The sequence below is a fragment of the Aliikangiella coralliicola genome, assembly GCF_007004725.1.
Classification (GTDB): Bacteria; Pseudomonadota; Gammaproteobacteria; order Enterobacterales; family Kangiellaceae; genus Aliikangiella; species Aliikangiella coralliicola.
Genome location: NZ_ML660165.1, coordinates 43,786 through 69,928 on the forward strand (window position 1 = coordinate 43,786; position 26,143 = coordinate 69,928).

The 26,143-nt window shown below is 44.2% G+C and carries 8 protein-coding genes and 1 pseudogene; 5 read left to right on the forward strand and 4 right to left on the reverse strand.

The annotated features are described in order from the left end of the window. Positions 1–152 precede the first annotated feature (152 nt). The 4 genes and pseudogenes from FLL46_RS13625 to FLL46_RS13640 form a co-directional block, all read right to left on the reverse strand. Complete coding sequence (locus FLL46_RS13625; RefSeq protein WP_483923581.1) at positions 153–17,597, reverse strand: invasin domain 3-containing protein; 17,445 nt, start codon at positions 17,595–17,597, stop codon at positions 153–155. A gap of 48 nt (positions 17,598–17,645) precedes the next feature. After that, positions 17,646–19,268 (reverse strand): annotated as a pseudogene (locus FLL46_RS27990) (Ig-like domain-containing protein); the annotation flags it as partial. Between the two features lie 375 nt (positions 19,269–19,643). Continuing rightward, positions 19,644–19,982, reverse strand: coding sequence for a PilZ domain-containing protein (locus FLL46_RS13635; RefSeq protein ID WP_142894274.1), 339 nt, complete (start codon positions 19,980–19,982; stop codon positions 19,644–19,646). 292 nt (positions 19,983–20,274) lie between these two features. Beyond that, positions 20,275–21,177 carry a recombination-associated protein RdgC gene (locus FLL46_RS13640; protein WP_142894276.1) on the reverse strand — a complete coding sequence of 301 codons (903 nt, stop codon included), beginning with the start codon at positions 21,175–21,177 and terminating at the stop codon, positions 20,275–20,277. A gap of 345 nt (positions 21,178–21,522) precedes the next feature. Here FLL46_RS13640 and FLL46_RS13645 point away from each other — a divergent pair, with 345 nt between their 5' ends. The 5 genes from FLL46_RS13645 to FLL46_RS13665 all read left to right on the forward strand — a co-directional run bounded on the left by FLL46_RS13645 (position 21,523) and on the right by FLL46_RS13665 (position 25,915). Next, positions 21,523–22,050, forward strand: coding sequence for a phosphatase PAP2 family protein (locus tag FLL46_RS13645; RefSeq protein ID WP_142894278.1), 528 nt, complete (start codon positions 21,523–21,525; stop codon positions 22,048–22,050). Between the two features lie 68 nt (positions 22,051–22,118). Next, on the forward strand, positions 22,119–23,189 hold the full coding sequence (locus FLL46_RS13650) for an MJ1255/VC2487 family glycosyltransferase (RefSeq protein ID WP_142894279.1): 1,071 nt from the start codon (positions 22,119–22,121) through the stop codon (positions 23,187–23,189). Between the two features lie 284 nt (positions 23,190–23,473). After that, on the forward strand, positions 23,474–24,223 hold the full coding sequence (locus FLL46_RS13655; protein ID WP_142894281.1) for a GGDEF domain-containing protein: 750 nt from the start codon (positions 23,474–23,476) through the stop codon (positions 24,221–24,223). Positions 24,224–24,445: 222 nt separating this feature from the next. Next, positions 24,446–25,198: a GGDEF domain-containing protein gene (locus FLL46_RS13660; protein WP_168204159.1), complete on the forward strand. Its 753-nt coding sequence runs from the start codon at positions 24,446–24,448 to the stop codon at positions 25,196–25,198. Between the two features lie 195 nt (positions 25,199–25,393). Next, positions 25,394–25,915 carry an aminoacyl-tRNA deacylase gene (locus FLL46_RS13665; RefSeq protein ID WP_142894284.1) on the forward strand — a complete coding sequence of 174 codons (522 nt, stop codon included), beginning with the start codon at positions 25,394–25,396 and terminating at the stop codon, positions 25,913–25,915. Positions 25,916–26,143: the final 228 nt, after the last annotated feature.

Sequence of the window (26,143 nt, forward strand, 5' to 3'; positions counted from 1 at the left end):
TAGCGTTTATTTTTTTAGTTTAAGTCGGCGGATAGTAACACAGAGGAAAAGTGATACAAATGAAATATCAATATTAATCCAATGAATTGAATGCGGGTAAACTTTTAAAATTTTACTCTGATTTAGCTCTGTATATTCAGCCCCTAAAACTTTTAGGGTAACTGTTTGATTTCAACCCTTCGATTTTTCTCCCGTCCTTCCTTGGTATTGTTATCAGCAATGGGTTTCACTTCACCAAAACCAGACGATTTGAACCGGTTTATTGAGATCCCTTTTTTAAATAAATAACTAACCACTGCAATCGCTCTACGATGTGACAAGAAAAGGTTATAGGTATCGGTACCGCTATTATCTGTATGTGCTTCAATACTCACTTTAATTCGCGGATATAACTTGAGAGATTCGGCAATTCTATCAAGCACATGAGTTGCCGAAGTTGTTAAGACCGACGAGTTTTTATTAAAGCTGATACGGTCATTTAATATCGTTGTCACAACACAATCAAACTCGTCCTCTAATTCATGGCTTGTCCTTTCACAAATTCGTTTAGCTTTTTTTACGATCTTTTTATTAACTTTATCTTGATGAGATTGCTTATCTCTAAGCTGTTTTTGCGGAATGGGCTGGGGCGTAGCGGTTGTCTCTGAGACTCTGGCAATATCCCGTTTGGGCGGAGAAAAATAAGATTTATTCTTTTCCGAGTTGGGTTCCCCTAAAAAAGTTCCTATTTGTAACGAAGCATAGGACGCATCTTTGGCGTAGTAATCAAGCTCTGCTCGAATAAACCAGTTTTTACTAAAACGCCAATGACTACCAAGGCCGGCAGCAAACTGTGCAGACGTTTGTTTCTCAAACAAAATCTCATCATGTGTCGATGAATTAGAAATAGCAGCGCCGCCAAATTTCACATAATAATTCCAGTTATCAGTCGCCTCACGAAAATAATAGTTAGCCATCAACGAAGGAATTTGATATTTAATCCCAGGCTCATTTAATTGGGCATCAACAAAAACATTAACATTGCTTAACCCAGCTTCTCCCGCGTCCACATAGCCCAGCTCAATATTCCAGTGAGGACTTAGCTGATACCCAAGATAAAATTTATATCCCTCACTTGCATCATCATCGGTATACCAACCATTACTCTCTCCTTTCGGATCAACGTAACTGGCACCAAAACCAATCCCCGCGTACCACTCAGGTTTAAAGCCAGAGAACTCCTTATCGCGATATTGAAATGTCTGGCTAGCTTTCGTTGCATCGTCAAATCCGTGCACATTCTCAGACCACATCAAAGCCCCGGAAAATGACACAAACACCAAAAATACGAACATATTTTCTGTGCCTGTTTTATTAAATCGCCGCCACAAAATAATTAATACGAAAAAGATGAGTGCCGCAAAAATAACACTTCCACCACCGCTGATAACCGCAGTTTCCAGACGCGTATTAGATAAAGGTTGCAATCGATCCGGAACATTATCAAAGTTATCGTCACCGGGCTCTTGCTCGTCCGGAATTTCATCGCCGTCGCTATCTACATCCTGAAAATCGGGCGCGCCGTCGCCATCAGTATCAGGCACAGCAACAGCTGTCCCGGCAACACCATTTACGACGTAATTATCAACAATATCAACCAAACCGTCTCCATCCATATCTGTCACCGCGTCAAGTACACCATTACCATCGGCGTCAGAATCTGCTGGCGCGCCGCCTTCAATTAAATCGCTAATACCGTCACTATCGCTATCAATGTCAAGGTGGTCAGGAATACCATCGTTGTCGGTGTCAACGATAGCCAAGTCAATCACATCATCAAATCCATCCCCATTGGCATCTGCAAAATTATCAATCATGCCATCGTTATCTGTGTCGAGCCCTTCGGCTTCCATCACGTCGGTAATGCTGTCATTGTCCGAATCTCGGTCGAGTTGATTAGCAATACCATCGTTATCCGAATCGATGAGTGTTGTATCCACGTTGTCGTCTAAGCCATCGCCATTGCTATCAATAAATCCGTCAATCACGCCATTGTTATTGGTATCAGGACCACCACTTTCATGGGCATCACTGATGCTGTCATTGTCGCTATCAAGGTCGCTGATATCTGCAACATTATCTTCATCAAAATCAGGTAGCGCTCGATTATCATCAATGCCATCACTATTGGTGTCAGCGCCGCCAGTTTGGTCGACATCGAAATAATCATCGACACCGTCGCCATCAGAATCAACCCCACTGATTTTTGCTTCGCTGGTATCGAGAATTCCATCGTTGTCGGTGTCCAGATCCCGATAGTTTGCAACCCCATCGCCGTCAGTATCAACCAGACCTTCCAGGAAATCAGGTACACCATCCACGTCAGCGTCACTGCCTGGGTCGAGGTAGTCAATTTCGCCGTCGCTATCGATATCTGCCGGGCTGACATTATCGTCAATGCCGTCATTGTTGGCATCGACTCCACCGGTTTGATCAACATCGAAATAATCATCGATACCATCGCCATCGGTATCGACTCCGATAGGGCCACCTTCCAGGTGATCTGGGATTGTATCGTTGTCGGCATCGGTATCCAGATAGTTGGAAATGCCATCGCCGTCATTGTCATCAAGTCCCTCATGAAAATCTGGTACGCCATCTCGATCAGCATCGCTTCCCGGATCCAGGTAATCAATTTCGCCGTCATTGTCGACATCAGGCAATATTATTGTGTCGTCAATTCCATCGCTGTTGGCATCCACACCGCCAGTCTGATCGACATCAAAAGTATCATCGATACCATCACCATCACTATCAACACCGCTAACGCCGCCTTCTGCGCTATCTGGAATTCCATCATTATCCGCGTCAGTATCCAGGAAGTTAGGAATACCATCACCATCGGCATCATCAATTCCCTCAATCGCATCCGGTATCCCGTCGCGATCAGCGTCACTACCGGGATCGGTATAATCAAGTTCGCCGTCTCCGTCTCGATCAATCGGCAATATCGCATCATCAACACCGTCACCATTGGCGTCGAAACCGCCAGTCTGGTCAACATCGAAGGCATCATCAATTTCATCACCATCTGCGTCATTACCGGTGGCGCCGCCTTCATAAAAATCAGGAATGCCATCATTGTCGGAATCAAGGTCGAGATAATTCGGGATACCATCACCATCTGAATCCGTTACAAATTCAATCGCATCAGGAATGCCATCGTTATCAGAATCTCTATCAAGATAATTGGGGATGCCATCATTATCGGTATCAATGGTGCCTTCCACAGAATCAAGAATGCCATCGTCATCGCTATCAGGATCGAAGAAGTTGACTTGAGCGTTGTTGGCAATTGCAGCACCATCGAAAGTACCTGAAACCGTAACAACTTCAACCACAGAATTGACCAACAGTGCGCTATAGGTTCCATCATTGTTATCGGTAACCGGACTCAACTGAGCACTTCCCGTTGATGACAAAATTACAATGCCGCCGCCGCTAGTTAAATTGTTACCCTGGGCGTCTTTCGCTTGAACCGTGATGGTCGATTCACTGTTTCCATCCGCCGCTACATCAGTAGGCGCAGCAGCAATGGTAGTGGCTCCCTGACCAACCGCACCGGGTGTAAAGGTCACCGTAGCCTGATTGGTCATGTTATTCGAATTGATGGTTCCGGTAACGGTGACCACTTCACTGACAGTATTAGTCACAGTGGCCGTATACGAACCATTTCCATTATCAGACACCCCGCTTAATAGCGCGCTACCAGTAGACGCCAACACGACAGTATCACCACCGGTCGTCAGATCATTACCCTGACTGTCCTTCGCCTGAACCGTCACCGTCGATAGGCTGATTCCATCTGCAGTAACACTGGCCGGCACAGCATTGATAGTCGACTGGATACTGTCGGCGCTTCCCGCTACAAAAGTAACTAGAGCGTTGTCAGTAATCGGCATGCCGTTAAGTGTTCCATTGATCGTTACCGGTTCGGCGACAGTATTGGAAATCGTTGCGGAGTAGGTGCCGTTTGCATTATCAATAACTGCAGTTAAACTCGCGCTTCCTGTCGCGGTAAGCACGACAGTATCACCACCAATTGCCAGGTTGTTACCTTGCGCGTCTTTGATCTGAACAGTAATTGTTGAAATACTCGTGCCATCAGCGGTGACTGTCGTTGGCGAAGCGGAAATTGTGCTGGTTGTTGCATCGGGCGCACCGGCGACAAAGGTCACCATCGCAGCATCAGTTATCGCAGTGCCATTGAGCGTTCCGTTGACAGTTACAACTTCTGCAACGGTACTGGTAAGTGTAGCGGTGTAAGTGCCGTCTCCATTATCAGTCACCGCGCTTAAAGTTGCACTTCCAGACACTGTCAACACCACAGTATCGCCGCCAGAAGACAAATCATTACCTTGAGCATCTTTAACCTGCACTGTCACGGTAGAAACGCTAACGCCATCTGCGGTCAAGTTGCTCGGTGACGCATCAATCGTCGTTTGTGAAGCATCAGGACTACCAGAGGTAAAGGTGACCACAGCATTATCAGTGATGGCACTTCCGTTAACCGTTCCGGTCACCGTCACAATTTCAATAATCGAATTTGTCAGGGAGGCTGAATAAGTTCCGTCACCATTGTCAATGACAGTGCTAAGCACCCCGCTTCCTGTCACGGCTAAAGTGACAGTATCACCACCGCTGCCCAGGTTATTACCTTGCGCATCGATGAGCTGAACAGTAATCGTTGAAATACTTGAGCCATCCGCAACAACCGTTGTGGGTGCCGCATTAATGGTCGTTAGCGTTGCATCGGCTGGACCTGCAGTAAAAGTAACCATCGCATTATCTGAAATTGCTGCGGCATTGACTGTCCCAGTGATGGTGACCATTTCAGCTACTGTGTTTGTCAATGTAGCGGAGTATGTCCCATTGCCATTATCAGAGAGCACGCCCAGACTAGCGCTGCCGGTCACTGCCAGAACGACAGTATCACCACCAGTAGCTAAGTTATTTCCCTGAGCATCTCTTAACTGCACAGTGATGGTGGAAACACTCACCCCATCAGCAATGAGGGTTGTTGGAGTCGCAGTAATTTGAGATTGTCCACCATCAGCTGCGCCTGGCACAAAGTTCACAGACGCATTGTCCGTGATGGCACTACCATTAATTGTGCCGGTGACCACCACCATCTGCGCCACACTGTTAACGATAGTTGCCGTGTAACTACCGTTACCATTATCAGTCACCAGACTGATTGAAGCACTGCCTGTCGCAGCAAGTAACACTGTGTCGCCACCTGTTGCGAGATTGTTGCCTAGCGCATCGATGGCTTGCACCGTAATCACTGACGTACTAACACCATCGGCAGTCACTGTTGACGGCGCTGCGCTAATAGTTGTTTGTCCGGCGTCTGCGATGCCAGGAATAAAAGTGACAATTGCGTTATCGGTAATGGCGCTGGCATTTATAGTGCCGGTAACTGTAACGACCTCGGCAATAACATCTGTTAATGTTGCGGTATAGGTTCCGTCACCATTATCAGTCACAGAACTCAGATTAGCACTACCGGTCACAGCGAGTACCACACTATCTCCGCCACTTGTCAGATTGTTTCCTGACGCATCAATGGCTTGTACAGTCACCGTTGCGGTGTTAGCACCGTTTGCAGTAACAATAACCGGCGCGGCACTAATCGTTGTTTGAGCCGCGTCTGCAGTACCTGGGACAAAAGTCACAACGGCAGTATCGGTTATCGCGGCAGCATTTATCGTCCCACTCACAGTCACCGCTTCAGCGACGGTATTGGTTAGCGTGGCCGTGTAACTGCCATCGCCATTATCAGTTACAGCGCTTAAGGTTGCGCTGCCGGTAACAGATAAAACAACGGTATCACCACCAATTGTCAAATCATCACCGTTAACGTCTTTCGCTTGCACGATGATGGTTGAAATGCTCACGCCATCCGCAGTGACGCTTGTTGGCGCAGCATCAATCGTTGTGGTTGTTTCATCTGCAGGCAGTAAAGTCGCCATAGTCAATATGGCGCCATCGGCGAAATCGATTGCGGCGGTCCATAAATTACCAGAGCTATTGGTTAACGCGACAGGCGTCTCATCAGATAGATCAAGATCAGCATCGCTGTCGTGGACAATAAAGTAAGTAGTGCCAGCAAGTAAATCAGGTATATCAAAATCGGCATCACCCACATCCAGTTGAATATTTATCGCAGCGACGGTTCCAGTTTCGTCAACTTTCCATACACGAGACAATAAGTTGTAGCCGGTGGGCGTTCCGGACGTTGTCCAGCTAGCGGCTCCATCATCATTACCAATAATAATGTAATTACCATCACCAAGCGCAGTGCGACCAGCATCCTGATTACTGGATACAAAATCATTATCGCTCGCCAAAGTCAGGACAGCATCTGCATTAGTTGATTTTGAAATTTTCTGATTTAATGCTGAATCGTCGTCCTCCCCAATACCAACAATATCATTCCAATAACTGACATCGGTCCACACATCAACCCCAGCGCTATTCTTGTAGGCTACAACTGACGAATCCAGAGTAATTCCGTACTTTATTGCTAGATAACTTTCAATTTGCTGTTTGTCCGTGCCGGCGGCGGTGTCTTGGTTAAATGCCACTAGTTCAGCTAAAGAACCATCGTATCTTGTTGAGCAACAACCTTGCTCTCGTCCACCTAAAAATACGATATCCGAAGGGTTAGTTAGCGGGGCGACAAGGGTTCCGGTGTTAATCTGCAATCCATTGCCAAATGTGGTGACGTCAAGATCAGAGCGCCGCACAGTATGCAGTATCGCGGAACCAACACCGTCAGCCCCATTGACCTGGGTGAAACCTGGTCCACTGGCATCGGAACTAAGATAATTGCCCTGCGCAGATACTGACGGCCCAATCAGTCCTGCCGAAGTAATATTTTGCGCGAATATGGCTTCACTATTGTTGGCCAGTGTCACCAGGTAAAAGCTTTGCTTATCAGTGGTTAATTCATGATTAGGGAAAATAACCCCAGAATACCGCATTAGGTCATCAACACCGTCAAAAGTGACCGTTGGATTAAAGTTGAGCATCGTGCTAGTAGCGTCTGGTTCAGTAGCACCAGCCACATTGACAAAATTAAAGCTATTCCCTGACTGATCAGCCCAACCGGTTACCGCGGCACCGCCGGTAACACCAGCATCAGCTTTTAGCCACACCATTAAGGTCGCATCAACTCCACCGGGACCATCGGCGAAAATGACAAAGGCGGTATCAATAATTGGTGTCGCATTGAGCGTTCCGGAAACGGTCACTCCTTCAGCAACAGCATTGGTCATGGTTGCAGTATAAGTTCCATCACCATTATCAGTGACGGTGCTTAAACTGGCGCTGCCTGTCACTGAGAGCACGACGGTTTCGCCACCGGTGGTGAGATCATTACCCTGGGCATCTTTTACCTGCACGGTAATGGTTGAAACGTTGACGCCATCAGCAGCTAAAATTGCGGGAATGGCATCAATGGTGGTTTGGGTCGCACTTGGTCCTCCCGGAACAAAAGTCACTATCGCATTATCGGTAATCGCTACTGCGTTAATCGTGCCGGTCACAGTTACTGCTTCAGCCACGGTATTAGTCATCGTGGCAGTGTAAGTTCCATTGCCATTATCGGTCACCGAACTTAAACTGGCGCTGCCGGTAACAGCCAACACCACTGTATCTCCGCCAGCAGTTAAATTATTGCCTTGGGCATCAATCGCCTGAACTGTAATTGTTGATGTACTTACGCCATTGGCAGTCACCGTGGCCGGCGCTGCATTGATATTTGTTTGGGTTGCGTCAGCGGCACCGGGCACAAAAGTGACCACCTCGTTATCGACAATTGCTACTGCGTTCAGCGTACCAGTAATGGTCACAACCTCGGCGACAGTATTAGTCAACGTTGCAGTATAGGTGCCATCTGTGTTATCAGTTACCGTGCTTAAACTCGCGCTGCCTGTCGTCGATAAAATCACCGTGTCACCGCCAGCGGTCAGATTATTTCCGAGAGCATCTCTTACCTGAACGGTAATTGTTGAAGTGGTTACACCATCAGCGGTAACACTGGTTGGTGCCGCGGTAATCTGTGTTTGAGCAGGACTGGCGACGCCCGGTGTAAAGGTCACCACCGCATTATCGGTGATCGCCGCGGCGTTAATTGTACCAGTCACAGTCACCACTTCGGCTACTGTATTAGTCACTGTTGCCGTATAAGTACCGTCGCTGTTGTCAGTGACAATGCTTAAACTTGCACTTCCGGTTACTGAAAGTACCACAGTGTCACCACCGACCACTAAGTCACTTCCCAACGCATCTTTCGCCTGCACAGTAATGGTTGAAATTGAAACGCCATCAGCAGTCACGCTGGTTGGTGAGGCATCAATGGTTGTTTGTGCAGCCGATGGCACATCAACAATATCGTTAACATTAATGGTCAGATTTTCGTCGTAGACTTTACCACCATTGGTTTCAGTCACACGGACGCAAATCTGATAGGCATTATCCGTGTTATTGTCCACAGGGGTTTCAAAATCGAATACGGTGGTATTTCTTAAACTAGTGCCCAAAATGTTAAAATGACCATCATCAACACCGGCAACAGCACATGCCAGACTGTAACTATAACTTTGCGGATTATTTTCCCCATCGTCAGTATTTGTCAGCGTACCGATAACACTGTTAGCAACCACCCTTTCATCCAGGCTGTCGGTGTTACCACCATCAATATCAATATTGGTTGGCGCGGCATCAAGATCATTAATTGTTATCGTCAGGTTTTCATCGTAGGTTTCACCACCAATGTCAGTACTACGAACACAAATTTCGTAAGTGCCGTCAGTGTTATTGTCAGCAGGGTTTTCAAAATCAAAAACACTGGCGGACTGCAGATTACTTCCTGAAATCTGGAAGCTTGCATCATCGGCCCCTGGGGTCGTGCAGCTCAGCGCGTAAGTATGAATATCGTTAAAATCTGGATCAGTACTGGTGAGTACCCCAATATTGGTTCCACTGACTTCATTTTCATCAATCGTATCACTATTTGCGCCATCAATTTGAATATCGGTGGCAGGGCTACAAACGCGACCATTATCATTAATCGTCCAACTATCGCTCGCGATCATATTGGCTCTTGCTGCTTCAGCTGTACAATATTCAAGATTCGTAGCGCCCAGTGTCACTCCCGACTGCAAAGTTTGCGCATTCCAGCCAATCAGAGTCGCGTCATAATTACTCGTGGACAAATTCGAGTTGTTCAACATATTGACCGCATTGGTTAACGAACTAACAGTCCAGGCTCCAAGGCTTTGATTAAAAACATTTGTATTAGCAAACATATACTCGAAAGTCGTTACATTGCTAACATCCCAACTAGAAAGATCTTGATCAAAACTGTCTGCATTTCGGAACATATTACTGGTATCGAGAACATTTCCAACATTCCAGCCACTTATGTCTTGGTTAAATACCCACGCACGGCGGAACATTGTATTCATGTCGGTAACATTACTAACATTCCAACCACTGATATCTTGATTAAAAACATCTGCGGCAAGAAATAAGCTGGCCATGTTTAAAACATTGCTAACATTCCACCCGCTAATATCCTGGTTGAAGCTCTCTGCGTTGCTAAACATAGCTGACAGGTCAGTAGCACTCCCAACATTCCAACCACCGATATTTTGATCAAAGACAAGGGCATCTCTGAACATATTTGAAAAATTGCTCACATTGGCCACATTCCAGGAACTGATATCTTGGTTGAAAATACTCGCGCCACGAAACATACTGCTCATATTTGTGACTGTTGATGTGTTCCAGCTACTAATATTCTGGTTGAGCGCAGCGGCGTTATAAAACATGCCAGATAAATCAGTCAACGCAGAAAGATCAGGTACATCGCTGGCGTTAACAACTAGATTGGCGGCGCCAAAAAAAGCATTTGCCATACTCGTCCAGGGATTACTTCCCCACTGTTCAACTGAAAGAATTTTTAAAAAGTCGCCATTATTGTTGAAATAAATTCTGGGGAAAGTTCCAGTAATGGTAACGGTATAAGTTCCCGCGCTGGCATAAGTATACGTGGTGATTCCGGTAAGTCCGGTACTGAAAGTCCCATCTCCCCATTCCACAGAATAGTTGTAGCCACCTCCAGTAGTGGGGATCCTTATTTGAGTGCTTGTTGATATACCGGGATTATCGGTTTTCCAAGTGGTTATAAACGCTAATTGAACCGTGGCGTTGACCGAGGTAGCAGTTGATGTGTTACCTGCCGGATCGGTTGCAGTCGCATCAATGGTGACAGCTCCGGGCGACGGTGTGGGCGATAAGTCACAACTCCAGGTACCATCGCCGGCAACTGCCGCCTGGCAAGTTTCCCCGGTTCCCTGTACTGTAGCAGTAATGGTATCGCCGGGAGTTGCACCGCTGCCACCAACAGTACCGTCAGTAGTACCGCTGGCAGCCGGGTAGTCAACAGTTGGGGCAGGTGGTGCCACGGTATCAATGGTAACGGCTAGCGCCGGTGACTGGCCCGATTCATTGCTCGAAGTATCTGTCTCGCTGTAGGTGATGTTGTGAACCGTCGAAGCGAGAGTATTTGCTGTCGCTGTTTCAGTTCCAACCCCCACGCAAACATGCGTCCCGATATTGGTATTCGGCGCCGGGCTATCACTATAAAGAGTGATCGTGGAGCCAGCCTCGGTACATACCACGTCAAAACTGGGTGTTGTATCGTTGGTAATATTATCCGTGTCACTACTACCGGTATCTGAAGCTGCCTGTAAATCAGGTGCAGCTGCGGGCGTCGCTGGTGGCGTATCGTCCACATTGTTAACGCTGATGGTCAGGTTTTCATCATAATTGAGCGCGCCGTCAAATACTCGCACACAAATGTCATAGATATTATTGCCGCCACTATCCACCGGCACTTCAAAATCAAATACCGTACTGTTTCTTAAGTTAGAACCATTAATATTAAAGTGACTGTCGTCAGCACCCGCCACCGTGCAAGTCAGACTATAAGTGGGTGATGTATTTTCGCCGTCATCTACCGTCGTTAAAACACCTATCACGGTGTTAATTGCCAAATTCTCGTCAATAGAATCGCTATTGCCACCATCAACTGCAATATCCGTGGGTGCGGTATTCAGGTTATTAATGGTGATTGTCAGGTTTTCGTCATAGGTCAAACTACCGCTGTCAGTGCTACGAACACATACTTCGTAAGTGCCATCAACATTAGCATCTGTCGGCACTTCAAAATCGAAAACAGCGTTTGATTGTAATTGCGCGCCGCTGATTTGAAACTGGCCGTCATCGGCACCGGCAACGGCACAAGCAAGAGAATAGGTATGACTATCTCCGGCGTTGGGATCACTGCTGGTCAGGGTACCGATGTTAGTGCCAGAAACAGCGTTTTCGTCGATAGTGTCGCTGTTGCCAGCGTCGATTTGAATATCTGTGGGTGCGGTATTAATTTGCGTGGCAAGGGTGAATAAAGCCCCATCTGCAAGATTAATGGCAACTGTCCATAAGTTGCCGGCACTGTTAGAGAGCACGATTGGTGTTTCGTCGGCCAGACTTTGATCGCCGTCGGTATCATGAACTAAATAATAGACTGGCCCAAAAGTTAAACTGGGGACATCAAAATCGGCATCACCTACATCGAACTGGAGATTAATCGTACCGACTGTGCCAGTTTCTTCTATTTTCCAACGACGGGTTAACAGGTTAAAAATCGCAGGGGAATCAGTTGAGGTCCAGGTGGCTGCACCATTGTTGTTGCCAATAATCGCGTAATTACCGTCACCTAAGGCCGTTCTCCCACCGTCAAGATTCGATGAAGTAAAATCATTATTGTTCGCCAGAATAATGATGCTGTCTGCATTATTTGATCGTGAAACTTTTTGATTGAGTGTTGAGGTGTCGTCTTGTCCAATCCCAAAAACGTCGTTCCAGTAGGTTGCGTCCGTCCAGATATCGGTACCTGCGCTATTTTTATAAGTGGCAGCAGACGAGTCTAAAGTTAAACCATATTTAAGCGCTAAATATGACTCCACCTGATTTTTTTGCGTCGCAGTTAATGTCGTGTCATAAACAATAATTTCTCCGACTCCACCAACAAAATAACGATTTAAATTACTACCCGAATGGTTGTGCCCACCCACTCTGGAATAACCAATATTGATCGCACCAGCTGTAAATGTATCCGAGTTGGTCGCCCCCCCATCCTGACCGATGAATCCAGTGTTTCCTGCTCGACTTGAGTAAAATAATGAAACCTGATCAACAACAACGCTTCCAGCGACCGCATCAATTCTGTTACTTGCTCCCCCATTATTCTCCAGAAAAAAATTCGGTAACGAACTGGAATTAAGCCCTACGTGACCTTCTAAAACACCAAAGTCGCCAAAACCATTAAAATCGCCGGCATCTGTATTAGATTCATTCCAGTAATAAATTATTTTGTTACCCGAAACTTCCTTAAAACGCACCATAGTAAAAATCGTATAGTTAGCGTTGCTGTCCAGATTTGGCAGGTTGCCCGTGAACTCCAGATAATCAATAGAACCCTCGTTATCACCTCTAAACTCAACCGCGGGATTGAAGTTAGTTGCGACGCTGGCATTTAGTGTGTAGTAAGGCTGATTGCTAGCTGTTCCCTGGGTTGCGTTAACCGCGCCACCTGATTGATCATTCCATGAAGAAATATTGCTGCCTTCTACCGTTGTTGAGGTACCTGCGTCAGCTTTTAACCACATGCTCAGATTATTTATTACGCCCCCAGGCGCGCTAAACAGAAACGACACAGCGGCATTATCGGTAATCGCCGCTGCGTTAATGGTCCCGGTAACTGTCACCGCTTCCACGACGGTATTAGTCAAAGTGGTGGTATAGGTGCCGTTACCATTGTCAGTGACGGAACTTAAACTTGCGCTTCCGGTTACTGCCAAACCGACGGTATCGCCACCGCTGGTAAGATTATCACCGTTAGCATCAACTGCCTGAACCGTAATGGTTGAAGTGGCGACCCCATCTGCCAATACCGTTGTTGGCGCGGCCGTAATCGTGGTGGTGGTCGCATCTGCCGGTAAAGCAGTTGCCAGTGAAAAAATCGCACCATCGGCAAAATTAATCGCTGATGACCATAAATTACCCGAGGTGTTTGTCAGTGATACCGGCGTTTCATCAGATAGATCAGCATCACCATCACTATCGTGTACCAATAAATAATTTGAACCAGTTAATAACGCCGGAACATCAAAGTCACCGTCGCCCACATCAAACTGAATATTAAGTGAATTAACGGTACCGGTTTCTTCGATTTTCCATTGGCGGGATAAAATTCTATAGTTGGTGGGTGCTCCCGTTGAGGTCCAAGTGGCCGCACCATTGTTGTTGCCGATTATTGCGTAGTTACCATCACCTAAAGCCGTTCGCCCTCCATCAAGATTCGATGAAGTAAAGTCATTATTGTTTGCCAGAATAACAATACTGTCTGCATTATTTGAGCGAGAAACTTTTTGGTTGAGTGTTGAGGTATCATCCTGACCAATCCCCAAAATATCGTTCCAGTAGGTCGTATCCGTCCAGATATCGACACCTGCACTATTTTTATAATTGGCGGCAGACGAGTCTAAAGTTAAACCATATTTGAGCGCTAAATATGACTCCACCTGATTTTTTTGTGTCGCAGTTAAAGTCGTGTCATAAACAACAATTTCTCCAACACCGCCGACAAAGTAATGGCTTAAACTACCATCACTACGATTGTGCCCACCTACTCTCGAATATCCAATATTATCCGACCCACCTTGCGGCGAATTGGCAGAGTTGGTTGAGCCACCGTCGACTCCAATATAGCCATCATTTCCGGAACGATTCGCGTAAAGCAGAGAGACCTGATCAGCAATCACAACGCCATTGTTCACTTCGATTCGATGGCTAGACGCACCGTTCTGAAGAAAAAGATTAGGTTCAGAACCTGACTCTAGACCAATGTGACCTTCCACAACCTTATTACTTGTTCCATAACCATCGTATCTGCCGCTATCCGAATTAGTGTCATCCCAGTAATAAATAATTTTACGCTCGCCAACCTCATTGAATCGGACCAGGGTAAAAATAGTGTAATTGCTATTATTTTCCAGGTTGGGTAAATTCCCGACGAATTCCAGGTAATCAATTGACCCTTCGTTATCTCCTCGAAATTCAACCGCAGGATTAAAATTAGCCGCAACACCAGAGCTTAAGGTATAGTAAGGTTGGTTTGCGCTTACTCCCTGCGTCGCGTTAACAGAACCGCCGGACTGATCTGTCCATGACGAAATATTGCTTCCCTCTACCGTTGTTGAAGTACCCGCATCGGCTTTAAGCCACAACTGTATATTGGGAACCACCCCGCCGGGGCCGCTAGACAGAAAAGTCACTGCTGCATTATCAGTAATCGCCGCCGCGTTAATAGTGCCGGTAATCGTCACGGCCTCGGCAACAGTATTGGTAAGTGTCGCAGTGTAAGTGCCGTCACCATTATCGACCACCGAACTTAAACTCGCACTGCCTGTCACGGCCAATAAAACAGTATCACCACCAATTATCAGATTATGACCGTTAGCATCTTTGGCTTGCACGGTAATAGTTGAAGTGCTGGTTCCATCAGCAAGTACACTGGTCGGCGCCGCGGTAATCGTAGTGTTGGTGGCGTCAGGTGGTAACTCTGTCGTGACTGAAAGCGCTGCAAGAGAAAAAATTGCACCATCGGCTAAATTCACCGCAGTTGACCATAAATCACCTGAGGTATTCGTTAAAATAACCGGGGTTTCATCGGATAAATCTGCATCACCATCAGTATCATGCACTAAATAATGGTCGGCTCCAGCTGTTAACCCAGGAACGTCAAAATCCCCATCGCCTACATCAAATTGGATATTGAGCGAACCGACAGTACCTGTTTCTTCTATTTTCCATTGGCGGGATAAAATTCGGAAGTTAGTCGGTGCGCCGGTTGATGTCCAAATGGCTGCGCCATTGTTATTACCGACTATCGCATAGTTGCCATTGCCTAAGGCCGTTCGTCCTACATCAAGGTTAGATGACGTAAAATCATTGTCATTCGCCAAAGTAACAATCGCATCAACTTCAATCGATTTCGAAACTTTCTGATTGAGTATCGAGGTATCATCCTGACCCAAACCAAAGATATCATTCCAGTAACTCACATCAGTCCAAACGTCAGCACCAGCGCTGTTTTTATAACTGGTAATGGTGGTGTCGAGTGTGATCCCGTATTTAATAGCTAGATAAGAATAGATTTGTTGGCTATAAGCACTAGTGACATTGGTATCATAAACGATAACCTCGGCAAGACGACCATCCATTTGGTTGCCGCCACCAGTCGTTGATAAACTGTCGCCTATCAACATTGTCGTAAAACTGTTGATATCTCCATCAAAATCATCAACAGAGTAACTCGCGGTACCATCCAACTTTGCATCAAGTCGAGTTGTAAATGTATTGCTTCCACTCCGCTGCAGGCTGCCAATATAAGCGATCCCAACTGATAGAAATTCAGCAAAATCAGTAGACTCACCGTCAATTTGAGTCCGTTGAACCTCTCGATTACGCCCACCAAACGAGAAATCGTTACTTCCCAGGTTGCCGATAAAGCTATTGTCGTCTGATACAATATCTAATTCATAAACGACAAACATGCTAAAAGTGCCAGAACCTGGAATATTCAGATTATCTGCAATACTCATGAAAGTTCCGGTCGGCTCTGCGCCATCAAAATCCAGTCCCGGATTGAAATTGATCGATGGACTAATCAAAGCCGGTTGAACCGATCCAGTTCCCTGAGTTGCGTGATTAGTGTTACCACTTTGGTCATCCCACTGACTGACACTACCACCGCTTTCGGTAATACCCACATCAGCTCTAAGCCACAGTTGTATATCGGAAACCACCCCGCCAGGGCCGCTAGACAGAAAAGTCACTGCTGCATTATCAGTAATCGCCGCTGCGTTAATCGTGCCGGTAATCGTCACGGCCTCAGCAACGGTATTGGTAAGTGTTGCAGTGTAAGTGCCGTCACCATTATCTGTCACTGAACTTAAACTCGCACTGCCTGTCACGGCCAATAAAACAATATCACCACCAATAATCAGGTTATGACCGTTAGCATCTTTGGCTTGCACGGTAATAGTTGAAGTGCTGGTTCCATCAGCAAGTACACTCGTCGGCACCGCGGTAATCGTAGTGTTGGTGGCATCAGGTGGTAATTCTGTCGTGACTGAAAGCGCTGCAAGAGAAAAAATTGCACCATCGGCTAAATTCACCGCAGTTGACCATAAATCACCTGAAGTATTCGTTAAAATAACGGGGGTTTCATCGGATAAATCTGCATCACCATCAGTATCATGCACTAAATAATGGTCGGCTCCGGCTGTTAACCCCGGAACATCAAAATCCCCATCGCCTACATCAAATTGGATATTGAGCGAACCGACAGTGCCCGTTTCTTCTATTTTCCACTGGCGGGATAAAATTCGGAAGTTAGTCGGTGCACCGGTTGATGTCCAAATGGCTGCGCCATTGTTATTACCGACTATCGCATAGTTGCCATTGCCTAAGGCCGTCCGTCCTACATCAAGATTAGATGAGGTAAAATCATTATCGTTAGCCAACACCATAATGCTGTCTGAACTACTTGAACGCGAAACTTTCTGATCCAGTGTAGAAGTATCGTCTTGGCCAATCCCAAAAATATCGTTCCAATAACTCACGTCTGTCCAGATATCAACGCCGGCACTATTTTTATAACTGGTTGCCGATGAACTTAAAGTCACGCCATACTTAAGCGCAAGATAGGATTCGATCTGATTTTTTTGCGTCGCTGACAAAGTGGTGTCATAAACAATGATTTCTCCGATTCCACCAACAAAGTATCGACTTGTGCTGCTGCTTGAAGCGTTGTGCCCACCCACCCTGGAGTAACCGATATTAAGTGCTCCTCCGGTAAAGGTATCAGAACTGGTTGCTCCACCATCTTGCCCGACGAATGCGGTGTTGCCGGCCCGGTTTGAATAAAACAATGAAACCTGATCGGTTACAACACTACCACTAGAAACATTAATTTCATTACTCCCCGACCCATCATTCTCGAGGTAAAAATTAGGTAGTGAGCCTGATTCCAATCCAACATGGCCTTCTAAAATACCAGTATCACCAAAACCATTGTAATCACTAGTGTCGATATCAGCTTCATTCCAGTAATAGATAATGTGACGTCCGCCGACTTCTTTGAGTCTGGCTAAAGTAAAAATGGTGTAATTGCTATTACTGTCCAGGTTAGGTAAATTGCCTGTGAACTCCAGGTAATCAATAGAACCTTCGTTATCACCTCTAAACTCAACCGCGGGATTGAAGTTAGTTGCGACGCTGGCATTTAGTGTGTAGTAAGGCTGATTGCTAGCTGTTCCCTGAGTTGCGTTAACTGCGCCACCAGATTGATCATTCCATGAAGAAATATTGCTACCTTCCACTGTTGTTGACGTACCTGCGTCAGCTGTTAACCACATGCTCAGATTATTTATTACGCCGCCAGGCGCACTAGACAGAAACGACACAGCGGCATTATCGGTAATCGCCGCTGCGTTAATTGTCCCCGTAACTGTCACGACCTCCACAACGGTATTAGTCAAAGTGGCTGTATAGGTACCATTACCATTGTCAGTTACTGAACTTAAACTCGCGCTTCCGGTTACTGCCAAACCGACGGTATCACCACCGCTGGTAAGATTATCACCGTTAGCATCAACTGCCTGAACCGTGATTGTGGAAGTGCTCACACCATCGGCCAATACCGTTGTTGGTACCGCGGTAATCGTGGTGGTGGTTGCATCTGCTGGTAAAGCAGTTGCCAGTGAAAAAATGGCACCATCTGCAAAATTAATCGCTGCTGACCATAAGTTACCTGAAGTGTTCGTCAGTGATAATGGTGTTTCATCTGACAGGTCAGCATCACCATCACTATCGTGTACCAACAAATAATTTGAACCGGTCAATAACGCTGGTACATCAAAGTCACCATCACCTACATCAAATTGAATGTTGAGTGAACCAACCGTGCCGGTTTCTTCAATTTTCCATTGGCGGGATAAAATGCGGAAATTGGTTGGTGCACCTGTTGAGGTCCAAGTGGCCGCGCCATTATTGTTGCCGACAACTGCATAGTTACCATTTCCCAATGCTGTTCGACCAACGTCCTGATTGGTCGATGAAAAATCATTGTCGTTGGCCAGAATAATGATCCCGTCTGAGTGATTCGAGCGCGAGACTTTCTGGTTCAGTGTTGAGTCGTCATCCTGACCCACGCCAAAAATATCATTCCACTAGGTTGTGTCTGTCCAAATATTAGAACCACCGCTGTTCACGTAATTGGTAACTGAGGTCGGCAAGGTCATACCATATTTGAGCGCCAGGTAACTTTGAACCTGATTGATTTCGTTCGCAGGTAAGGTTCGCTCAAATATGGCAACTTCCATAATATCGCCATCGAAACTATCGTTTGCATCGCGTCCGATACGATATGCACTTGCACCGTTATCACCATCAATCCCTAAGGTCTCAGTGTCGCTAGCCGAAACATTCGATACACTTTCAGTGAATGTGTAAGTCGCGCCATCGTAATATGAAGTTAACAGCATAGGGGCGCCGGCAGTAGGAATATTTACGCTGAGCCCATCTGCAACAAATACCCATCCAAACGTGCTATCTCGAATGACAATGGATGTCCCGCTATTAAATATTCCGAACCGGTGATCGCCTGAAGCGTCGTCAGTGGCAAAGGTGAAAAAATCATCGACGCTGTCGACAACATTGTCTTGCTGCATCACAAAAAAGGTTGTCAGTGTCGTGGTATCATCCACTCCCAGACCGTCCGGCCCTTCAAGATAATCTCCATCGGTTTGAGTTGTTGCATTGAATTCAACTGACGGGTTGAAGTTCATCTTATTAGAAATAAAGGTGGGTTGCTCTGTACTGCTTGCCTGGGTGCCGTTTTTCGCATTTGGAGACTGATCAGCCCAACTGCTAATACTGCCTCCACTCTCGGTAATACCAGCATCAGCTTTCAGCCATAATTGCAAATTGGTTTCAACGCCGCCAGGACCGGCTGCTTGTATCAATAAGGAATGTGTAATTAAAAGCCACAAAAAAAAGTGACAAAAAACTTTTACTGCCCTTTCCATATAATTCCCATGTCAAATCCACAACTTCAAACAACCAACGATTCTGAAAATCAGTTTTAATGTTTTTATTTATTGGAAGTACTTCCGTTTCAACTCTGATTGAGTATAGAAAAAATATTTAGGCAAAAACAAAAAACGAAAAAATTGCATCGAAAAACACAGGTTTCAAGAAAAAACCTCAGAAAAAAATCTCAAAACGAGAACTACGAATTAAATCTGAATGAGCTGAAATAATTTTTAATAATCACAGCTCAAATTATTAGAATTAAAAAATATTTTTTTAGAGTATTAGATTTTAAGGCTAGGAGATTAGCCAAGGATAACCTTAAACTCAGCGGAAGTTCATACGAGTTAATGCTTGTTATTTATTAGTGTTTATTCGCTGAAAAGCAGATGCCATTCACCGATATCAGTATCACTACTCTCTGAAAGTTGCAATCCAGCAAGGTACTCTTTTTCCGTGGTTTCAGTCACCCACTTGATCGTACCCACTAAATTTAAATCTTTTTGTTCTTCTTGCAAATGCACCATAAGATTCACATCAATATCTTTTTCCAATGGTTGGCGACCATGCAAACGAATTCCCTGCCTGGAGAAGTCCCGAGAATTACATTCAAAAACCAGCGGAGGAATATTAGAATCTTCAATTACTAATTCAACTTTAACCGTTTCTTGTCGAGAAATCCGAATAGCTCGTCTACGTTCGTCAGTCATAAGATTATGAATAAATTAAAAGGCGTTGTGGCAACAGTGTAAACTAAAACAATCCCGTTGCCGAGCGTGGTTTGTTAACTTTTATTTGCTAACTCAAACGGAAATTTTTTCTCTAAATAAGTGTTCCTGATCTGTGACCAGTTTCTCACTTTCGTTACCGAGTCTACTAGTATTTGTCATCCCGTACCCAAAACACTCACTGCGTTCGCGGGGCAGGCCCACCGCAGTGGAGAGGTCTCTGACATAATTCACATTTCCATTCACTCAATTTCAAGAGTAAAACAATTTTGAACTAACCACTCACATCAACCGCAAACAATTGGATAAGTTCATCGATAAAATCTCCCAAAGTTTTTGTCATTAACGCGAAATCAGCATCGAACTTTACGAGTTCGTCTTCACCATCAACATCATCATTTTCAGCTAAAAGCTCGTCTAGAAACTTAATGCTCTTTATCAACAGATCTTGTTGAATAACAGCACGAAGTTGTCCCTTATATCGGAAACCGAGTTTATTGACCAGATACCCATCCTCAATCAGATCGCCGATAACAATATTCTCGGCTTCATTATCTTTAAACTTGGCAACTCTTTCATCTTGCGGATCTTTTAATTCATAATCTCCGCTTAACTCCCACCCTTCAGGCATTCCATGTTCAACCCAGCTATTCAGAGTCTGACCCGGGTTTTCTCCGCCAACTAACTTTACTGCACCGAAAGATCCAATTGACTCGACCAGTAACTCAAAGAAAGTGTCAGCCATTTTATCGCTACCGGCGTTCAGTACCAGGTATCCCTTCTTAGTATCAACGTAAGCAAAAATATGAGTCGAACGAATAAAGGCTCGCGGTAGCATTTTACTTACGATATCTTCCTTGAGTGTTTGCTTTTCTTTCGAGTAAACTTTTCGGCCCATTTCTTCTTGAATGGCATATACTCGTTCTTCTAGCTCTTCTTTGACCGCACTGGCAGGAATCACTTTTTGCTCTTGTCGCATACAAATCAAAATACAACCGCTTGCTGCATGCACCAGATACTCTTTTGAACGATGAATAGGTGACACCCAGCCAATAGCTTCTTCAGCCATTTTAGCGCAAGGTTGAAAGCGCTTCTCTTCTAGCTTTTCTGCGAGTTGCTCAGGGGATAATTCAAAAGGAGTCGTTAAACGATAAAGGTGTAAATTTTTAAACCACATAACCCTATTTATAAACCTTGCTAATTTTGCCAAATCAAAAGACCGGCAATTATCGCTAAAAACAGCCACAATTACCAAGTTATTCGAATAATCTTTTCCGCTCGTTCAAAGAACAAAATTATTCTTTATCATTCAAGCTGTTAGCTTTTATTCACACGTTGGCAAGGTTCTATTCTTTCTCCAGACTCAATTTTGTGTCACATAAATTGACCGGTAAAGTCACATAAGCTTAACAAACTGGTCATTTTTTAGTCACACATACAGGACATACTGGCCCTGCTATGAAATCTATCAAACTCTTAATCAAACAATCGTGTTTTGAATATTATTTCAGGGTGGCTAACAATGGGTATAAATAAGTCACGATTTCAACAGGCTGATACTGACGCATTTTTGTGGGTACAGCGAAAGTTCTGTAAAAAAACTTATATGCCGATTGTTCGAATGCTCTCGCGAACCGGCGATGGATGGTTGTACGCGATTATCGCCTTTTCATTACTGGGCTACGACTATCAACAACATCAGAATTTTTTCTATTCGTGCTTACTTGGTTTTGCACTAGAAGTACCGCTCTACATGATATTGAAAAACAAATTCAAGCGAAATCGACCGCAAGACTACTTGCAGAATTTTCAGGCGAAAATCAATCCATCAGATCAATTTAGCTTTCCGTCTGGCCACACTGCTGCAGCTTTTGTTATGGCAGTTCAAATACTGATCTTTTTTCCCGCTTTTGCAATTCTAGCAATCGCTTGGGCAACAATGATCGGGTTTTGTCGAATACTGTTAGGTGTCCACTTTCCCGGGGATATTTTCGCCGGAGTCATGCTTGGTGTGTTATGTAGCTTTTTGGCTGGCGCAATCATTTTATAACCGGGCATGAATAAAACAGCTGTCAGAAAACAAATTAAAAAAATTGAACAATTAACAAGAGTCGCTTGATGAAAATATTGTACGCAGTTCAGGCAACCGGTAACGGTCATATTACTCGTGCCAGAATTATGGCGAAAGCTTTCAAGAAACTAAATATTGATGTCGACTGGATATTTACCGGGAGGCCGAAAGAAGACCTTTTTGACATGGAACCATTTGGTGACTTTCAAGTCTACAGGGGAATGACTTTCGCGATAAAAAATGGCACCATCGATTATATTGCTACGATTTTTAAAAATAATATTTTTCATTTTCTTCGCGACGTTTTCCGTGTTCGTTTTGATGATTATGATCTCGTTATCAACGATTTTGAACCCGTCACAGCCTGGGCGGCAAAGCTCAGAAAAGTAGAAACAGTTGGAATATCTCATCAAATGGCGTTTTCAAAACAAGTTCCAATTGCGGGCAAAAATTTTATCGCTAACTTAGTGCTGAAAAACTTTGCACCGAGCAGCCAGCGAATTGGGCTTCACTGGAACGATTTTGAAGAATCACTGTTACCGCCAATTATCGACAATGATATTGTCGCAAACAATCTTTCTCCAAAGGAAGTGTTAGTCTACTTTCCTTTTTGTGAAGCAGAAAAGCTAATCGAATGGTTTGCACCTTTTAATGATTACAATTTTCATATTTTTCATGGTAGTAATCAAACATCAGGCTACAATCATATTAACTTTTACCACTTTTCACGGTCAGACTTTCAAGATAAACAGAAAAGCTGTGGTGGCATTATCACTGCAGCAGGATTTGAATTACCAAGTGAAGCAATTCAGATGGGACATAAATTATTAGTGATGCCATTAGAAAATCAAATGGAACAACAATCAAACGCGTTAGCGCTTAAACAATTAGAAAGAGCGCATGTATTACATCACTTTTCAAATAAGGAACTAAAAAAATGGTTACAAGCACCTTTACAGACACCGAAACCTTATCCAGACGTCGCCTACGAACTGGCGAAATGGCTTGTCAATTCCAAAAACGAATCATTAGAAAACTTAAGCAAAAGACTCTGGCAAAAAACAGCCGAACCTATTGGAGAAAATGAGTTAAACCTCCAAAAAATTCTTTGTCAGTAGCCAAAATTCTTTCAGTCTCACTTAACAATAAAGGTGATTAAGTTGCATTGGCATCTATAAACTTCTTCGCCCCCCGCAATTATAGCACCCGCAATACTTGCAACTTGCAACCATTCTGAAATATCGACGTAATTATTTGCTACACTTCAATATAGCGATATATAAGTTACTTTAAGAAACGCCACATTCGTGGCGCAGTAAATTATTTGTCCTGATTTAAGGACTTGTTAGTGTATATCGCTGTAGCATTATCTGATTGTTAACCTAAACTCGATGCACTAAAAATGGATTTACAGAGAAAAATAATACAAATAATTCCTAAGCCTTATCTGGTGCTGTTAATTTCAACTTTCTCTATGATAATGGCGTTGGCACTGGATGTTGTGCTTGTTTGGATCCTAAATTATGATTATCGAACAGAGGATTTAATAGGCGCCATCGTTCTACCATTTTTAGTTGCGCCGGTTATCTCCTGGTATACGCTAGAAATTCTCTATGAGGTCGACCGACTCGAAGTAGAGAAAAAGAAAGCTGCGACTTATGACTCATTGACAGGCTTACTGAACCGCCGGGCATTTATTCAATCCTGTAACTCAATATTTGAGTTGGCAAAACGTAACAAGCAACATTGTTGTCTGATTGCTATTGACATCGATTTTTTTAAAAAAATAAATGACACTTTTGGTCATCAAGCAGGAGACAACGTGTTGGCGGAGTTCGGTAACATAGCCAAAACCCATGCAAAAACCTGCGACCTTGCAGGAAGGCTCGGTGGAGAAGAATTCGCTTTTTTTCTTCCTAAAACGTCACTTCAACAAGCTAAAATATTAGCGGAAAAACTTCTAAGCGCAGCAAAAACCGCAGAAATAATCTATGACAACGCGAAAATTCAATTAACGATCAGCATCGGAATAGCCACAACCAATGGACAATCCCATACTTTGCAAAACTTATTAAAAAACGCTGACCAAGCCCTTTACCACGCAAAGCATAGTGGTCGAGACCAACTATCCGTTTTCCAGCCTGTATCCTGAGTTTTTTTAACAAGTTAGCCTGATATCTCATCAAGATAAAATATCACAAATAGCAATTTCTAAACTACACTTGAATTAGCGAGGCCTAATATTAGGAATATAGCTAAGTCACACGGTAAGTTTATTTCCAAACCTCCCTCAGATAATAAATGTCATTTGAACATGGAAACTTTACCAAGGAAAACAAGCGTACATAGAGCGATTGTTCAAAAACTCGGATTGATGAGATTTATTCTCGTCTTAATGCTTGCCGCAGTCATTATGACGACTATTTTTGATTACGCCGCCATAACTCTGCTCGGACAAAGCTACAGAGTACCAGACTTTCTAGCGGCTTCCATAAGCGCTCTGATAATTACCTACGTGATTGCGCGATTCTTTGTCGGGAAGTTTTTCGACATCGATGAGCTTGAAAAAGAAATGCATCGACTAGCGACTTATGACGACTTGACCGGGCTACTGAATCGAAACGCCTTTATGCAAGCCAGTATTTATTACCATGAGCTGCAGTCAGTTGAAGAACAAAACTATAGCGTATTAGCTATCGACATCGACTTCTTCAAGCGCATTAATGATCAATATGGCCATGCGGCCGGTGATAAGGCTTTGATTGAGTTTGGTAGAGTATCAAAAGAAATATCAAGAGCCAGCGATATACTCGGACGGCTTGGTGGAGAGGAATTCGTTTTTTTATTGCCCGAAACAAATGTGAGCCAAGCCAAAAGCTTCGCAGAACGGTTAATGAATAATATTTCGGAACTCAAAATTACTGAAGAAGATAGTGAGTTTCAATTTACCATCAGCATTGGTATTACGGCCCCCCCACACAAAAACTCAACATCACTAGAGACGCTGATTAAAAAGGCAGACGAGGCACTCTATAGTGCAAAAAACAGCGGTAGAAATAAAATTTCAATTTACACGAATAACCTGGAACAAAATATTAATACTAGCGTTTCTAATCCGATTACATGATGATTCAATATTTTTATCATACTTTGAGATATCAATATTCCCCCTTACATAGCTAAAAAAACTAAAAGTGTTAACCATCAAAATAAATTGTTATCAAAGCAATATTTTCGCTCGCGAGCTCAAGCAAATCTCATTTTCATCAGGTAACATTAATAATTCACGCTGGCTTTTATTTCTTATCTCAGGTGCAAAATTATGTATACGCTCACGCCCTTTGAATATCTCGACTCGTTATTAATTGACTATACGCTAGTCCCTCACGAACCGAGTTTCACTGCGCAGGAAACAGCAGAATCAGCTCATATCAAAGGAAAGGATTTAAGTAAAGTTATCGTTGTTGGTTCAGAACAACTAATGTCAATGGTGGTTGTACCAGCCAACTGTATTTTGTTACAAACCGATCTATCTCGATTGCTAAGAACCCCAGACCTCTCAATTGTTCCAGAACACTTGTTTGCCGAGCGTTTCCCTGAGTGCGAAGTTGGTGCGATGCCCCCTTTCGGTAAGCTATACAATATGAACGTATTTTTAGCAAAAGAGTTGGCACAAAACCAGAGCATTACATTTAATGGTGGAACCCATAAATTATTAATTAAAATGAGTACTGCAGACTTCATTGATATTTCAGATGCTCGAGTCATTTCAATGGGGTATAAAGCATCAAACCTGTCAACGCCTAGAGGCGCAATGGAAAAACATAATTGGCATTGGGTTTAAACATTGAGAGTTGACTTTCCTCTGTCATCGCTTAGCAGAAAGTTCAAACTAGTTTCAAGCCCTAGCAGTTTTCTTATACTCTTATCATTTCCAGATGCCTGACTTTAGCGTAGGCATCTCGCTTTCCGCCTGTTTATTTTAGGTAAAACCATCATTTCTCTCATTAATCGATGTTAATTTCTGCAAAAAAATTCTGATTATCTATACTGTTCTAAAAAAGGATGAATT

Coding starts and splice junctions, on each gene's coding strand:
- FLL46_RS13650 (WP_142894279.1), top strand. CDS start 22,119: ATGAAAATATTGTACGCAGTTCAGGCAACCGGTAACGGTCATATTACT.
- FLL46_RS13665 (WP_142894284.1), top strand. CDS start 25,394: ATGTATACGCTCACGCCCTTTGAATATCTCGACTCGTTATTAATTGAC.
- FLL46_RS13645 (WP_142894278.1), top strand. CDS start 21,523: ATGGGTATAAATAAGTCACGATTTCAACAGGCTGATACTGACGCATTT.
- FLL46_RS13640 (WP_142894276.1), bottom strand. CDS start 21,177: ATGTGGTTTAAAAATTTACACCTTTATCGTTTAACGACTCCTTTTGAA.
- FLL46_RS13660 (WP_168204159.1), top strand. CDS start 24,446: ATGAGATTTATTCTCGTCTTAATGCTTGCCGCAGTCATTATGACGACT.
- FLL46_RS13655 (WP_142894281.1), top strand. CDS start 23,474: ATGGATTTACAGAGAAAAATAATACAAATAATTCCTAAGCCTTATCTG.
- FLL46_RS13625 (WP_483923581.1), bottom strand. CDS start 17,597: ATGTGGTTAACAGCTGACGCAGGTACGTCAACAACAGTGGAAGGTAGC.
- FLL46_RS13635 (WP_142894274.1), bottom strand. CDS start 19,982: ATGACTGACGAACGTAGACGAGCTATTCGGATTTCTCGACAAGAAACG.